The sequence below is a fragment of the Zwartia vadi genome, assembly GCF_030410375.1.
Classification (GTDB): Bacteria; Pseudomonadota; Gammaproteobacteria; order Burkholderiales; family Burkholderiaceae_B; genus Zwartia; species Zwartia vadi.
Window position 1 is genome coordinate 17,887 of the sequence record NZ_JAUHHE010000014.1, and the last position, 14,369, is coordinate 32,255.

Annotated in this window: 15 protein-coding genes; 9 read left to right on the forward strand and 6 right to left on the reverse strand. The window is 52.0% G+C overall.

Translation table 11 applies throughout. The annotated features are described in order from the left end of the window. The first annotated feature begins 3 nt into the window (after positions 1-3). From ccoO to QWY27_RS12340, 6 genes are read left to right on the forward strand one after another with little or no spacing between them, the layout of a single operon-like run. Positions 4-693 carry a cytochrome-c oxidase, cbb3-type subunit II gene (gene ccoO, locus QWY27_RS12315; protein ID WP_290198675.1) on the forward strand — a complete coding sequence of 230 codons (690 nt, stop codon included), beginning with the start codon at positions 4-6 and terminating at the stop codon, positions 691-693. Next, entirely contained in the window at positions 693-866 is a 174-nt protein-coding gene (locus tag QWY27_RS12320; protein WP_290198739.1) for a cbb3-type cytochrome oxidase subunit 3, read from the forward strand. The genes ccoO and QWY27_RS12320 overlap by 1 nt, the downstream gene beginning before the upstream one ends. Beyond that, a complete protein-coding gene (gene ccoP, locus QWY27_RS12325) occupies positions 863-1,813 on the forward strand; it encodes a cytochrome-c oxidase, cbb3-type subunit III (RefSeq protein WP_290198676.1) in 951 nt (316 codons plus the stop codon). Before QWY27_RS12320 ends, ccoP begins: the two co-directional genes overlap by 4 nt. Positions 1,814-1,835: 22 nt before the next feature. After that, positions 1,836-3,380, forward strand: coding sequence for a cytochrome c oxidase accessory protein CcoG (gene ccoG / locus QWY27_RS12330; RefSeq protein ID WP_435433485.1), 1,545 nt, complete (start codon positions 1,836-1,838; stop codon positions 3,378-3,380). 9 nt (positions 3,381-3,389) lie between these two features. Continuing rightward, positions 3,390-3,620: a hypothetical protein gene (locus QWY27_RS12335; protein ID WP_290198679.1), complete on the forward strand. Its 231-nt coding sequence runs from the start codon at positions 3,390-3,392 to the stop codon at positions 3,618-3,620. 14 nt (positions 3,621-3,634) lie between these two features. Continuing rightward, positions 3,635-3,880: a hypothetical protein gene (locus QWY27_RS12340; RefSeq protein ID WP_290198680.1), complete on the forward strand. Its 246-nt coding sequence runs from the start codon at positions 3,635-3,637 to the stop codon at positions 3,878-3,880. Between the two features lie 41 nt (positions 3,881-3,921). Here the strand turns inward: QWY27_RS12340 and QWY27_RS12345 are convergent, their stop codons facing one another. After that, complete coding sequence (locus QWY27_RS12345; protein WP_290198681.1) at positions 3,922-4,383, reverse strand: MaoC family dehydratase; 462 nt, start codon at positions 4,381-4,383, stop codon at positions 3,922-3,924. Positions 4,384-4,511: 128 nt separating this feature from the next. Between QWY27_RS12345 and QWY27_RS12350 the strand changes: the two genes are divergently transcribed. Together QWY27_RS12350 and QWY27_RS12355 are read left to right on the forward strand one after the other, a co-directional pair. Further along, a complete protein-coding gene (locus QWY27_RS12350) occupies positions 4,512-5,663 on the forward strand; it encodes an acyl-CoA dehydrogenase family protein (RefSeq protein ID WP_290198682.1) in 1,152 nt (383 codons plus the stop codon). A 5-nt stretch (positions 5,664-5,668) separates the two neighbouring features. After that, positions 5,669-6,685 (forward strand): acyl-CoA dehydrogenase family protein, encoded by a 1,017-nt coding sequence (locus tag QWY27_RS12355; RefSeq protein WP_290198683.1) that lies wholly within the window; start codon positions 5,669-5,671, stop codon positions 6,683-6,685. 71 nt (positions 6,686-6,756) lie between these two features. On the opposite strand, the gene fnr is transcribed toward QWY27_RS12355, so the two are convergent. Beyond that, on the reverse strand, positions 6,757-7,482 hold the full coding sequence (gene fnr / locus QWY27_RS12360; protein WP_290198684.1) for a fumarate/nitrate reduction transcriptional regulator Fnr: 726 nt from the start codon (positions 7,480-7,482) through the stop codon (positions 6,757-6,759). A gap of 238 nt (positions 7,483-7,720) precedes the next feature. Between fnr and clpB the strand changes: the two genes are divergently transcribed. Then, the gene (gene clpB, locus QWY27_RS12365; protein WP_290198685.1) at positions 7,721-10,315 is read left to right on the forward strand and encodes an ATP-dependent chaperone ClpB; all 2,595 of its coding nucleotides are present in this window, start codon (positions 7,721-7,723) and stop codon (positions 10,313-10,315) included. 85 nt (positions 10,316-10,400) lie between these two features. On the opposite strand, the gene QWY27_RS12370 is transcribed toward clpB, so the two are convergent. Genes QWY27_RS12370 through QWY27_RS12385 form a run of 4 tightly spaced genes read right to left on the reverse strand, consistent with a single transcriptional unit; the run spans position 10,401 to position 14,308 of the window. Further along, positions 10,401-11,393, reverse strand: a complete 993-nt coding sequence (locus QWY27_RS12370) for an ABC transporter ATP-binding protein (RefSeq protein WP_290198686.1) — start codon at positions 11,391-11,393, stop codon at positions 10,401-10,403. Continuing rightward, a complete protein-coding gene (locus QWY27_RS12375) occupies positions 11,393-12,445 on the reverse strand; it encodes an ABC transporter ATP-binding protein (RefSeq protein ID WP_290198687.1) in 1,053 nt (350 codons plus the stop codon). Before QWY27_RS12375 ends, QWY27_RS12370 begins: the two co-directional genes overlap by 1 nt. After that, positions 12,445-13,338 (reverse strand): ABC transporter permease, encoded by an 894-nt coding sequence (locus QWY27_RS12380; protein ID WP_290198688.1) that lies wholly within the window; start codon positions 13,336-13,338, stop codon positions 12,445-12,447. The genes QWY27_RS12375 and QWY27_RS12380 overlap by 1 nt, the downstream gene beginning before the upstream one ends. 16 nt (positions 13,339-13,354) lie before the next feature. Beyond that, positions 13,355-14,308 carry an ABC transporter permease gene (locus QWY27_RS12385; protein WP_290198689.1) on the reverse strand — a complete coding sequence of 318 codons (954 nt, stop codon included), beginning with the start codon at positions 14,306-14,308 and terminating at the stop codon, positions 13,355-13,357. Positions 14,309-14,369: the final 61 nt, after the last annotated feature.

The window sequence follows — 14,369 nt, forward strand, 5'->3', positions numbered from 1 at the left end:
ATCATGGCAAATGAAAAGCAAAGTTTCTTCTCGCACAAAACGCTCGAGAAAAACATCGGTCTAATGATTGTTTGCAGTATCTTGGTGGTGTTGTTTGCCGGGTTGGTGCAAATCGTACCTTTATTTTTCCAGCACTCCTTGACAAAACCCACTGCGGGCGTGGAGCCATACGATCCACTCAGACTGATGGGACGCGACCTCTATATCCGCGAGGGCTGCGTAGGCTGCCACTCTCAACAGATCAGAATGTTGCGTGCCGAGGTGCAGCGCTATGGCTCTTACTCCTTGGCGGGTGAATCGGTATTTGACCGTCCGTTCTTGTGGGGTTCAAAGCGTACTGGACCTGATCTGGCCCGCGTCGGAGAGCGTTATTCTGACGAATGGCATCGCGTGCACTTGCGTAATCCTAGATCGGTTGTGCCTGAGTCCAATATGCCCGCTTATCCCTGGCTCGCCCAGCGTCAGTTGACTGGCAGTGACATCAAGGATCGTATGCATGCTTTGCGCATCTTGGGTGTTCCTTATACTGACGCGCAAATCGAAAGCGCACCTGAAGCGCTGAAAGGTAAGACTGAAGAGGATGCCATGATTGCATACCTGCAGGGCTTGGGTACCGGTGTGCGTCAGGCCGCGCAAGCTGCACAAGCCGCACAGGCCACTCAAGCAAAGCCAGCTTCAGCGGGAGGTAAATGATGCTTGCCTATCTCAATGCATTTGCAACTGTGTTGGCGATGCTGACATTTTTTGGAATTATCTGGTGGGCCTTTTCCAAGGGTCGTAAAAAAGCGAACGAGGAGGCCGCTATGTTGCCTTTCGTATTACCTGATGAAGGCACAGAGCAGCAGAAAAAGGAGTCGCGTCCATGAATGATTTTTTTGATGGGTTTTGGGGTTATTACATTGCGACCGTTGTGTTGGGTGGAATAGTCTGGTGTTTATGGTTGCTGTATTCGCAGCGTAAATGGCTGGTTAAAAAAACACCTGGCGTGGTGGAGGATACTGGTCACGTCTGGGATGGTGATCTGCGAGAACTCAATAATCCAGTGCCCAGGTGGTGGACGTACATGTACGTCATCATGTGTTTGTTTGGTGTGGGCTATTTGGTTTTGTATCCTGGTCTGGGTGCGTATCAAGGTAGCCTGGGATATACCTCAGCCACTGAAGTCCAGGCTGATCAAGCTCAGCTAAACGAAGAGGTCAAGCCTGTTTATGCTCGTTTTGCCTCGATGGATATTCCCGCGATCGCGGCAGATCCGGACGCGCGCGTGATCGGTCAGCGTTTGTTTTTGAATAACTGTGCCCAATGCCATGGTTCGGATGCCCGGGGTGCGATCAGTTTTCCCAACTTGGTTCAGGGTGACTCCATGTATGGGCGAACACCAGAAGCGATTCAAACCTCCATCACGAAAGGCCGTAATGGCATCATGCCTCCCATGAGTGCCACGATCAATCCAAAAGTGGCGGGTGAAATTGCGCAGTACGTTCGCTCCATGTCAGGCTTGGCGCATGACCAGATTCGAGTGATTGCTGGTAAACGCGAATACATGAATAATTGCGTGGCTTGTCACGGCGTTGATGGAAAAGGTAACAAGGCGCTTGGTGCTCCAAACTTGACGGATGATGTCTGGCTCTACGGCAGCTCCGAAGCTTCGATCGTTCACACCATATTGAATGGCCGAAACAACCGGATGCCTGCTCAGGAGCACTTGCTCACGCCTGAGCAGATTCGCCTGTTAACAGCTTGGGTATGGGGTTTGTCGGGCGGTAAAGACGTCACCACCTCGGCTGCGATGTCTAGCAGTCCTGCAAAATAAATGATCAAGATGATGCATGGTGATGCCGATGGCCTCTGATATTCAGACTCCAAAGTCCGAAGAGGTCGCGCCACTCGCCTGGCGACCACTTGGCAGCAAGCCTGTGCCGCCCGGTGCCGAGGTGCTTGAACAGACCTTGGCGGATGTGCGTCAAAAGATTTACGCCCGCTCTGTCGTGGGTATTTTTGCCCGCTGGCGCATTGCATTGGTTTTGCTGACCCAGGTGCTTTTTTATGGTCTGCCCTGGTTGAATTGGAATGGCCGGCAAGCAGTTCTCTTCGATTTGGGCGCACGTAAGTTCTATATCTTTGATATGGTACTTTGGCCGCAAGACGTGATTTACCTTACGCTTTTGCTGATCATTTCTGCCTTGGGATTATTCCTTTTCACAGCGGTTGCCGGTCGGCTATTTTGTGGATATGCCTGCCCCCAGACGGTCTACACAGAAATTTTCATGTGGATCGAACGCAAGGTCGAAGGGGATCGCGTGGCGCGTATCCGTCTCGACGAGTCCCCGCTATCAGTACGAAAGCTTCGTATAAAAGCGACTAAACATGCGCTGTGGCTTGTCGTCGCCTTTTGGACTGGCTTTTCTTTTATCGGATATTTTGCACCGATTCGCAGCCTTGCCCATGACTTGCTGGCGCTATCTCTCGGTCCATGGCAATGGTTCTGGCTGGTTTTCTACAGCTTTGCTACGTGGGGCAATGCAGGCTTTTTACGCGAGCAAGTTTGCAAATACATGTGTCCTTACGCCAGATTCCAGAGTGTCATGGTGGATCGAGACACGCTTGTTGTGACCTACGATGTGACGCGTGGCGAGCCTCGCGGCGCACGTTCACGTAAAGTCGATCACCGTGCCCAGGGTATGGGCGACTGCGTAGATTGCAGTATTTGCGTTCAAGTTTGCCCCACGGGTATTGATATTCGTCAAGGACTCCAGTACATGTGTATTGGCTGCGGCGCTTGTGTGGATGCCTGCAATCAAGTCATGGACAAACTTGACTACCCGAAAGGACTGATCCGCTACACCTCCGAGAGGGGCATTCTTGAAAATCTTTCACCCCAGGCGATCCGTAAAAGTCTATTCAGACCCCGTGTGTTGATTTATTCGACACTGATGCTGATTCTTGTTGCCATCTTTATAGGGTCCCTTGCGACGCGTACAACCTTGCGCGTGGATGTCATACGTGATCGAGGGATGTTGGGACGAGAAGTCGCTGGTGGTTTAATTGAAAACGTCTACCGCCTTCAATTGATCAATGCTTCCGAACAGGCTCTTGTTTTGTCTCTTGGCGTAGAAGGCGTGCCCGGAATGACCGTGGCTTTAGCTGATCGCACTTCAATACCGTTGGCGGGGACTAAACAAGGTGAGCAGGAACAGTCGACGGCGCGTATCCTTGTTCCAAGCGCCTCGAATCGTTTGATTGCAGTCGTTGTTAGAGCGCCAGCTGAGTCAGCCAAGCCCGGCCCGCAACCGATCCGATTCATTACTAAATCTCTGGGCGCCGATGGTGCCGTTCTGACAGAAGTCAACGAAGCTTCCAGCTTTATTTTCCCCAATTAAGGAGACCTCATGAGTGGCGCACAACAAAATGTAGAAACGACGCGCACCACCCCTTGGTGGAGAGAGCCTTGGCCATGGATTTTGATGGCAGGACCTGCCTTGGCGATTGTGGGTTGCGCGATCACCATTGCACTTGCCTTACAGAGTTTTTCTGATCAGCCTATCCTTGAGGGCGGCATGAAACGCGGATTGGTAGTGGAAAAAAATCCAGGCAAACCGCCTTCGACTGAAAAGCATTGATCAAGGGAGCTGCGATGCAGTGGCGATCATTAATGTGGATATTGTGGCCTTCTTTTCTGATGGCCGGTGTGGCAAGCGCGGTGGTATTCGCACTCGTTGATCCCTTGGATGTTGCGATCTTTGGCTACATTCGGCCGGAGCGCGAGGTTTTGTACGCGACAGGCTTTTTCTTTTTTTGGTCGATTGCAGCGCTTTCCAGTCTGTTGACGACCTTTATGGCACCCAAAAATCACAAAGAAACAGACGAAATGGACTTTTAGCTTCGGGAGGCGTGCCAGCACACCTTCGCTCTGTGACTGTCCTAATGTCTTTCCCCCGCCAGCATCCTGACTGCGGTGTAGGTCATGACGTCAATGCCGTCCTGATTTTTGACATCAACGCGGGAGGTGACGACTGCGCGATTGTGCTTGGAAGTGGGCTTGATGCCTGTGACCTCAACTTCCGCCCAGATCGTATCACCGGCGACCACAGGTTTGAGCACTTTTTTGTGCACCTCCAGCAACGCGAGTCCAGTACCCTGAACCATGCCCTGCATTAACAATCCTTCGATTAACCCGTAGGTCAGACCCCCGGGAACCGGACGGCCCTGCATGGCACCGTGTGCGAAGGTCTTATCGATGAAAATGGTTTCGAGCATGCCTGTGACGCTGATGAAGTTGATAATATCGGTTTCGGTCACAGTCCGTCGATAGGTCCTGAATTTTTGACCAACAGAGAGTTCTTGCCAGATATACCCTGATCCCAAAAGCTTAGTTTCAGTCATGTCTTCCTCGGTGAATTGGCTGTTATCGTGTCAAACACATACAATCTTCAGAGTATAAAACGATCCTGCATTGCCATCATTTAGGCTCAGTTGTGACACCATGAGGCCTTCTTCTAGACAGGTTAAATATGCTGACAGCACTTGAATTTACAGAAGTACCGCACGACGAACTTGCGTTTAGGGCAGAGATACGTGCCTTTTTGAATGACGAGATGCAGGGCGTACCCAACCACATCAAAGCACGCTCTTGGATGGGGACCAGCGAGGCTTTCAGCAAAAGCCTGGCCAAAAAAGGTTGGCTTGGTTTGACCATTCCTAAAGAATATGGAGGGTCTGGAAAAGGTTTTTTCTCCCGTTTTGTTTTGTCTGAAGAGTTGCTGATTGCTGGTGCGCCGGTTGCTTCGCACTGGATCGCCGATCGACAGAGTGGGCCTTTGATTTTGAATTTTGGTACAGAAGCGCAACGTCAGTTTTACATTCCAAAAATTTGTCGTGGCGAGGCTTTTTTCTGCATTGGTATGAGCGAGCCCAGCTCGGGCTCCGACTTAGCCAGTATTCGTACGCGCGCGACTAAGACAGCTGATGGTTGGCTCTTGAACGGAAGCAAGATCTGGACAACCAATGCCCATGGCTGCCATTACATGATTGCTCTTGTGAGAACCTCAGGCGAGACTTCGGATCGTCAAAAAGGTCTCTCGCAAGTCATTATCGATCTCAAACTGCCAGGAGTGACCGTTCGTCCCATTCGTGATATGGCCGGAGATGCGCATTTTTCCGAGGTGTTTTTTGATAATGTACAGCTCGCCCCGGAGGCATTGATCGGGGTTGAGGGACAAGGTTGGGATCAGTGCACCGCTGAATTGGCTTTCGAGCGAAGCGGACCCGAACGCATTTACTCCAGCATCGCTTTGCTGGACAGTTGGATGGCCTGTCTACGCGAACAAAATGTGAATGATGCCCAAACCTCTACCCTCGTGGGATCTCTGGTTGCAGAAATGGCTGTCTTGCGCGCGCTTTCTTTGGCTGTGACGCAAAAGCTGGTGGCGGGTGAGAGTCCTGCCACTGAGGCCTCCGTGGTCAAGGATTATGGAACTGATTATGAGCAAAAACTTATCCGGCAAATCAGTGCATGGCTGGGCGCGCATCCTGATTTTGTCGCCAGTCCTGATTTGTTACAGACCCTTGGATATCTGGAGCAGATGGGGGTAACGTTTTCATTACGCGGCGGTACCCGCGAAATTTTGCGTGGCATCATCGCCCGCGGTCTTGGTTTGAGGTAATCAATATGCAGAACTCTTTTTACGACTCCGCTGATCGCTTCTTTGCCCAAGAGTGTTCGCCCTCGCAGTTGCGTTTGATCGAGCTGGGAAACAGTCCTAAACCACTTTGGGAAACGCTCTTAACCGCGGGATTCATCGATGGCTTGTTGCCTGAAAGTGCAGGGGGTGCAGGCCTGAGTCTGACAGATGCTTGGCCGATCATGTTTTGCATGGGGCGTCACGCAGTGCCATTGCCTTATGCCCACTCGATGTTTGCGCGGGCTTGGCTGAATCATCAAGGATTGACCTTGCCGGAGGGATCTCTGACTTTTGCTCCCTTCCAGCTGAATGACAAAGACGGTGGCTTGACTGCGCATGCGGTCAGTTTTGGCTTGGTAGCAGACTGGGTGTTGGCCCAGCATGGCAAACAGGTGTGGTTGTTGCCTGCCTCTGAGGCAAATGCGACGCCTTCGGGAGGCCATGGCACGCTCGATGCTGATCTGACTTGGAACAAAGAGGTTGTTCAAAAATCCTTTCTAGGTAAATGGGACCAGCCACAAATTTCTCATCTCCTGGCTTTGTCGCTGTCTGTTTTGATTGCGGGAGCGGCTGATCGGGTGTTTGAAATGACACTTGCGCATGCGAATCAACGTGAACAATTTGGTAAACCTATTGGCCGCTTTCAGGCTTTGCAGCAACAGATCAGTGAAGTCGCTGAATTAGTGTTTGGCGCTCGGATGGCCACTGAGATGGCTTGTCGCAGCATTGACTGGCAGCCTGCGCCGATGCTGGCTGCTTTGGCTAAATCCCAGGCAAGTCAAGCAGTTGCACGCGTAACGGCCGTCGCGCATGCCGTGCATGGCGCGATTGGCGTCACCCACGAATACGATCTGCAATTGTTTACCCGCAGGCTCAACGAATGGGCACGTTTAGGGGGGGGGCACGCTTATTGGGCCGAGCAGATTGGGAGCGAAGTTTTGGCGTCCAAACAAATCACACTCGACTTTGTGCGATCTGAGTTATTTCAAGAGGGTAAGCACTAAACCACAGCATCTCTTGGCATCGACAGATCCCGTAAGACGGGTGGACTCAATCGGCCACCCTGACTATGCCGTTAACAGGGCTTGCCCACCAGTTCGTTGAGTGCCGCCATATCCAAAATCTTGATTTCGCGCTGGCTGACGCGAATCACACCGTCGCGTGCAAATCTTGAAAACAAGCGACTGACGGTCTCTAGAGTGAGACCGAGATAATTACCGATTTCTTCACGGCTCATCCGCATGATGAATTCGGTGGATGAGTAACCCAGCGCGGCAAGGCGTTGGGACAAATTGATTAGAAATGCGGCGAGTCGTTGCTCCGAACGCATGGAGCCAAGCGCAAGCAAGACTTGATGGGAGCGGGCGATTTCTTTGCTCATCAACCGGCGGATCTGATGCTGTAAAGAGGGAACGTATCGGCTGATTTCGTCAACATCATCTAGTTTGACGACGCACACCTCAGAGTCTTCCATTGCGACCGCGGTCGAACTGTGGACACCATCCATCATGCCATCAAGACCAACAATTTCCCCGGGCAGGAAAAAACCGGTGATTTGTTGTTGGCCAGAGGCTTCGGTCAGTTGGGTTTTGATCGAACCCGTCCGCAGGCCATACAAAGCGTCGAGCGGGCTGCCGAATTGGAAAAGGGTTTGTCCTTTTTCGATACGCAAACGCTCCTTGACCAGTTCGTCGAGTTTTGCGACCTCACTGGCAGGCATGCCGACTGGTAGGCAAACGCTGCCCATCATGCACGTTGAGCAATGCGATGATTCCGATGTAACCGGTACCCTTTTAAGCATAACTCTAAGACTCCTTGTGCAGCCGCAGCGAATTCAATACATAACTTGTGAACGTCATTGTATATCCCTTGGCTGCAACTCTTGATTTAAGTCAAGCTAACCTCAGTTTATACGCAGTAAGCTAAGTATAAATTACAGCAAATTTTAGGATTTACCATTGAAAAGCGTTGAATTGTCCCTATTTACTCTTTAACAGATATTGGCCAAAAGCCACTCACACAATGTTAGGAGCAACACCATGCGTTTTGACAAATTAACGACCAAGTTTCAACAAGCACTCGCAGATGCCCAGAGCCTGGCTGCGCGTAACGACCATCCTTACATAGAACCTGCCCACGTCTTGTCCGCCTTATTGGCCGATAGCGAGAGTGGCGCCGGCAGTCTGTTAGCGCGTGCCGGCGTGGCAATCAATCGCTTGCAGCCTGCTCTGGACACGATTGTTAAAGGCCTGCCTCAGGTAAAGGGTGGCGATGGCAACATCCAAGTCAGTCGCGATTTGCAATCAGTTTTTACTCGCGTAGACAAAGAGGCCGCTAAACGTGGCGATACTTACATTCCGAGCGAGTTGTTTCTGCTCGCCTTGTCTGAGGACAAGGGTGACGTCGGGCGAGCGCTCAAAGAGGCAGGGCTTCAGCGTCAGGCACTAGACTCAGCTATTGATGCTGTGCGGAGAGGTTCCTCCGTGCAGGATCAGGAAGGCGAGTCCAACCGCGAGGCGTTGGCCAAATATACGACAGATCTCACTGAGCGCGCGCGTCAGGGCAAGCTTGATCCCGTCATTGGTCGGGATGACGAGATTCGCAGAGCGATTCAAATTCTGCAGCGCCGGACTAAAAATAATCCTGTGCTGATTGGTGAGCCTGGTGTGGGTAAAACCGCGATTGTCGAGGGTTTGGCTCAGCGTATCGTGAACGATGAGGTCCCTGAGACTCTGCGAGGCAAGCGTGTGCTGTCGCTGGACTTGGCGAGTTTGCTCGCCGGTGCGAAGTTCCGTGGCGAGTTTGAAGAGCGTCTTAAAGCTGTCTTGAAAGAACTCGCTCAAGACGATGGTAGCTACATCATTTTCATTGATGAGATCCACACCATGGTTGGGGCGGGTAAAGCCGAAGGCGCCATGGATGCCGGCAATATGCTCAAGCCTGCGCTGGCCCGCGGTGAATTGCATTGCATTGGCGCGACTACTCTCGATGAGTATCGCAAATACATTGAAAAAGATGCTGCGCTTGAACGCCGTTTTCAAAAAGTGCTTGTCGACGAGCCCGATGTGGAATCGACCATCGCGATCTTGCGTGGTTTGCAGGAGCGCTATGAGTTACACCATGGTGTCGAAATTACCGACCCTGCGATCGTCGCCGCAGCCGAGCTCTCGCATCGATACATTACAGATCGTTTCCTGCCCGACAAGGCAATTGATCTGATCGATGAGGCTGCTTCACGCATTCGAATGGAAATCGACTCCAAGCCTGAGGTGATGGATCGACTCGATCGTCGCATTATTCAATTGAAGATCGAGCGCGAAGCCGTCAAAAAAGAAACTGACGAAGGTTCTATCCGCCGATTCCAGATGATCGAGGAAGAACTTGAAAAGCTCCAGCGTGAATACAACGATTTCGAAGTGATTTGGAAAAGTGAAAAAGCTGCTGTTCAAGGCACTCAGTCGATCAAAGAGGAGATTGAGCGTGCGCGTGCCGAAATGGCGGAGCTACAGCGCAAAGGTCAGTTCGATAAGCTTGCCGAGATCCAGTACGGCACCTTGCCTGAGCTTGAGTCCCGCCTCAAGGCGGCTGAGGGTTCTGCCGAGGCAAAAGCGCCGGGTGAGCGTCCGAAGCTTTTGCGCACTCAAGTTGGTGCCGAGGAAATCGCCGAAGTCGTATCGCGTGCGACGGGTATTCCTGTCTCCAAAATGATGCAGGGCGAACGTGACAAATTGCTCAAGATGGAAGAGCGTTTGCATGATCGTGTGATTGGCCAGGATGAGGCTGTTGGCTTGGTGGCTGATGCGATTCGACGCTCCCGTGCGGGTTTGTCTGATCCTTCGCGTCCTTACGGTTCGTTCTTGTTTCTTGGGCCGACAGGTGTTGGAAAGACAGAGCTCACACGCGCGCTGGCTGATTTCATGTTCGATTCAGATGAGCATCTCATCCGTATTGACATGAGTGAGTTCATGGAAAAGCATTCGGTTGCGAGATTAATCGGCGCGCCTCCAGGCTACGTTGGCTATGAAGAGGGCGGGTATCTGACCGAGGCGGTTCGCCGTAAACCCTACAGCGTTGTGTTACTCGATGAGGTTGAAAAGGCGCATCCAGATGTTTTCAATGTCCTGCTTCAGGTTCTGGATGATGGTCGCTTGACCGATGGTCAGGGGCGCACAGTTGATTTCCGTAATACGGTGATCGTGATGACCTCTAACCTTGGTTCTCAGCACATTCAGGCGATGGTGGGCAAGCCTTACGAAGCGGTCAAAGAAGTTGTATGGGAAGAACTCAAACAACATTTCCGTCCTGAGTTTCTGAACAGGATTGACGAGGTTGTCGTCTTCCATGCTCTGCAAAGCCAGCATATCGAAAAGATTGCGGGTATTCAGATTAGACGCTTGGCGCGTCGGATGGAGCAGCAGGAAATGCGTCTGGAGGTCTCAGATGCGGCACTGGCTGAGCTTGCACGCGAAGGCTTTGATCCGGTCTTTGGTGCCCGTCCGCTCAAGCGTTCGATTCAGCAGCAGTTGGAAAACCCAATTGCCAAGCTGATTCTGGAGGGGAAGTTTGGGCCAAAAGATGTCGTCCCAGTCGATTGGCGCGATGGTAATTTTGTCTTTGAGCGAACCCTTCAGTAACAGTCGCTCTCACTTGTTTGCATGACAAAAATCGGCCCAACGTTTTCAAAGCGTTGGGCCGATTGTCTGTAGATAACGTTTGAGTCTAGACCGCGATCGCTGTCTGATCGGTTCTGTGGCAGCGCGCACTGTGATCCGGTGTGATTTTGATAATCTCAGGCACACTTTGGCGGCACGAATCAATCGCAAGGCTACAACGGTCCGCAAAAACGCAACCAGGGGGCAAGTTACTCAGGTCGGGAGGCGAGCCTGGTATGGTTTCAAGTCGCGTACCTTTTGCGACATTGCCGTGTGCCAGACTCTTGAGCAGTGCGCGCGTGTAGGGATGACGCGGGGTGCGCATCAGCGTTCTAGTTGTGCCTTCCTCGACGATACGACCCGCATACATGACAGCAATCCGGTCGGCCACCTCCACTGCAGCACCAATGTCGTGGGTCACAAAAATGACTGATAGACCAAGCTCGCGCTGCAATTCGCGTAAGAGCAACAAAATTTGAATTTGCACGGTAGCATCAAGCGCCGTGGTCGGTTCGTCTGCAAGCAAAAGCTGAGGGTGGCTGGCCAGCGCAAGCGAAATCATCGCGCGCTGTCTCATCCCGCCGGACATTTCATGGGGGTAGGCATCGAGGCGACGTTCCGGACTTGGGATCCGAACACGTTCGAAAAGTGACAACGCACGGGCACGCGCGGCTTCCTTTCCGATCGACTCGTGACGCAGGATCGCTTCAATGATTTGCTCGCCCACTGTGTAGACAGGATCAAGCGCAAGAAGGGGTTCCTGAAAAATCATCGAGGCGATTTTGCCTCTGAAACTCGAAAGATCGGCGTCAGACAAGGTCACGACATCCTGGTCTCCAACGATGATTTGTCCCTCGAGTTTTGACTTGTCAGGATTATGCAGACGAAGGATTGAGCGCAGTGTCACGCTTTTGCCAGAGCCGGACTCTCCAATCAACGCCACAACTTCGCCTCGCTTGACGGACAAGTTAACGCCAGACACCGCACGAACGGGCTTGCGCCCCCCGGTAAAGGTGACCGTCAGATCACGGATGTCGATAAAAGGTTTTTCTTGGTTCATTACGCTGCCTCCTGAGCCGCTTTGGGCGCTTCAGTATGGCCACTATTGATGACATGCATCAGGCAGGCCACGCCGTGCCCGTCTTTTGACATAGCCAATGGGGGCATTTTTTCGGAACAGACCGCTTGCGCATGCACGCAGCGCGTGTGGAAGCGACAGCCAGAGGGTGGGTTGATCGGATTGGGCGGATCTCCAGCCAGAGGTGGTTCTTCAGTTCTGTTGTCGGGATCCATCGAGGGAACCGAGGACAGCAGGGCGCGTGTATAGGGATGTTGAGGCGTTTCAAAGAGCGTCTCGCAGTCACCGATCTCCACCACTTGGCCAAGGTACATCACCATCACGCGATCCGAGATGTAACGCACAACGTTCAAATCGTGGCTGATAAAAACATAAGTCAGTCCAAAGTCTTCTTTGAGATCGAGCAGCAAGTTCAACACCTGTGCCTCGACTGACTTATCGAGAGCAGATACAGCCTCATCCAATATGATCAAGCGTGACTGCAAAGCAAGTGCGCGCGCAATGTTGACGCGTTGGCGCTGACCACCCGACAACTCATGCGGGTACCGTTCAGCAAATCGCACGGGATCAAGACCCACGCGTCTAAGTAGGTCTCGCGCCCGTTCAATGGCTTCGTTCTTTGGCACGCCGTGCACTTGAGGCGCGAATGCAATAGAGTCCTCGATCGTTAATCGGGGATTCAGCGAGGCATAGCTGTCTTGAAAAACCATTTGTGCTTGCCGGCGAAACTCTTTGAGTGAGAGATCACGACTGCCGACGGACATGCCGTCAAAAATGATGTCGCCGTTATCGGGTGTGATGAGGTTCATCAGCAAGCGCGCGGTGGTGGACTTTCCACAGCCTGATTCGCCTACGACGCCAAGCGTTTCTCCTTTGCGCACCATAAAGTCGATACCATCGACGGCGCGCACCACACCACCGCCTCGGCCAAGCATATCTTTTTTGAGAGCAAAGTGTTTGATCAGGTTTTTAACCATCAGCAGCGGCTGAGCCTGACCACCAATATCCGGTTGAGTGTTCACGATAGTATTCATCAGTTCTTGATCTCCATGGCGTTGCGCAAGCCATCCGAGAGCAGGTTAAAAGCGATTGAGGTCACAAAGATCATCACGCCAGGCAGGGCGGCAATCCAGGGCTGAACGTAGATTGCGGTGCGAAGTGTGTTGAGCATCAGTCCCCACTCAGGCTCGGGAGGCTTGACACCCAGTCCCAAAAAGCTCAGGCCTGAAGCGAGAATCATTGAGACGGCAATCAAGCTGGTTGCATAGACAAAGATGGGTCCTAGAACGTTACCCAGCACATGAACGCGAACAATCGTGAAAGCGTTGGCTCCTGAGGCGCGCGCCGCATCGACAAAGTCTCTCCCTCTGATCTGTGTGGTCACACTTTCCGCTACACGCGCGATCGGAGGAATAAAGACAATGGTGAGAGAGATTAGAGAGTTGGTAATTCCTGCGCCCAAGACACCTGACAGCGCAATGGCCAGCAAAACAGAAGGGAAAGCATAAAAAACGTCAATCGTGCGCATGATGACGGTATTGATTGTTCCACCCGCATAGCCTGCGATCAGACCAATCACCGAACCTATGCCAAACGCTAGAATCACAGGCGTAATACCCATGAATAAGGAAAGTTTGGCGCCTACGACGAGCCTACTCAACATGTCGCGGCCAAGTTCATCGGTGCCCAGTAGGTGATTGGGAAAGCCGATTGGCTTGAGTCGTTTAATGATGGAGGACTGAAACGGATCGTGTGGAACTAACCAAGGTCCAAAGATGGCCATGATTAGTAGGATCAAAATAACGATGCCGGCAAAGACGGCAACCTTGTCGCGCAGGAAACGTTGTCCAACGTTTTTCCAATAACCCGTGGATTTTTCCATGGCGACTGCAGGGACTTTGGAAGGATCGACTGTGATGTTGAGCATGTGAATCCCCTGTTCCTTAGCTACGCGCGATGCGAGGATCGAGCAGGGTCTGAATGACGTCTACGATCATGTTGAGCACAACGAAGAACATCGCCAGTACAAGAATCGTACCTTGGAGGAGCGGGAGGTCTCGTTGGAAGATTGCCGCATTCAACAAGAATCCAGTTCCCGGCCATGAAAATACGGTTTCGATCAGGATCGAGCCACCTAGCAAGTAGCCAAGTTGTAAGCCCATCACCGCCAAAGCTGTTGGTGCAGAGTTTTTGACTACATGCATGAAAATTCCCACATTGGTCATGCCTTTTGCACGGAGTCCGACGATGAATTCCTGCGCAAGAATATCCGCCACCAATGCGCGAACTGTCCGGGCGATGATGCCCATCGGGATCACACTCATGGTGACCGCAGGGAGAATCAAGTGCTTGATGTGCTCCCAGTCCCAGACCCAGTCGGCCGAGCCGCCGGGACCGGCTCCGCTAGGCGGTAGCATCATGAGGGTTGAGCTGAAAATAATGACTAGTACCATGCCAAGCCAGTAGTGAGGCACGCTCACGCCAAGTACGGAAGTCAGTGAAGCAGCTTTATCAATCCAGGAGTTTTGAAAGTAACCTGCGACAAAGCCAAACAAGCTGCCAAAAATGAAACCAATGATGGTTGCAAACACTGCGAGTCTGAGGGTATTTCCAACTGCTTTAATGACCTCTTCCGTGACAGGGCGGTTGGTTGCGATCGATGTTCCCAAGTCACCTTGAATGGCACGTGCAACCCAGTGAAAAAACTGTTCGGGATATGAGCGATTGAAACCATAAAGATCCATTAATTGATCGCGTAAGTCCTGAGATGCATCAGGAGGCAAAATCGCCATCAGTGGATCGCCCGGCGCTAAATGAACAAGTGAGAAACAGACGAGTGCTACGCCTACCATAATCGGGAGGGTGTAAACCAGACGCCTCAGAAGAAAGCTAAGCATTAGAGGAGGTCTCAGAAAAAGGGTTGGGGGTCGTCACGAAACTGAAATAGACACAAAAATA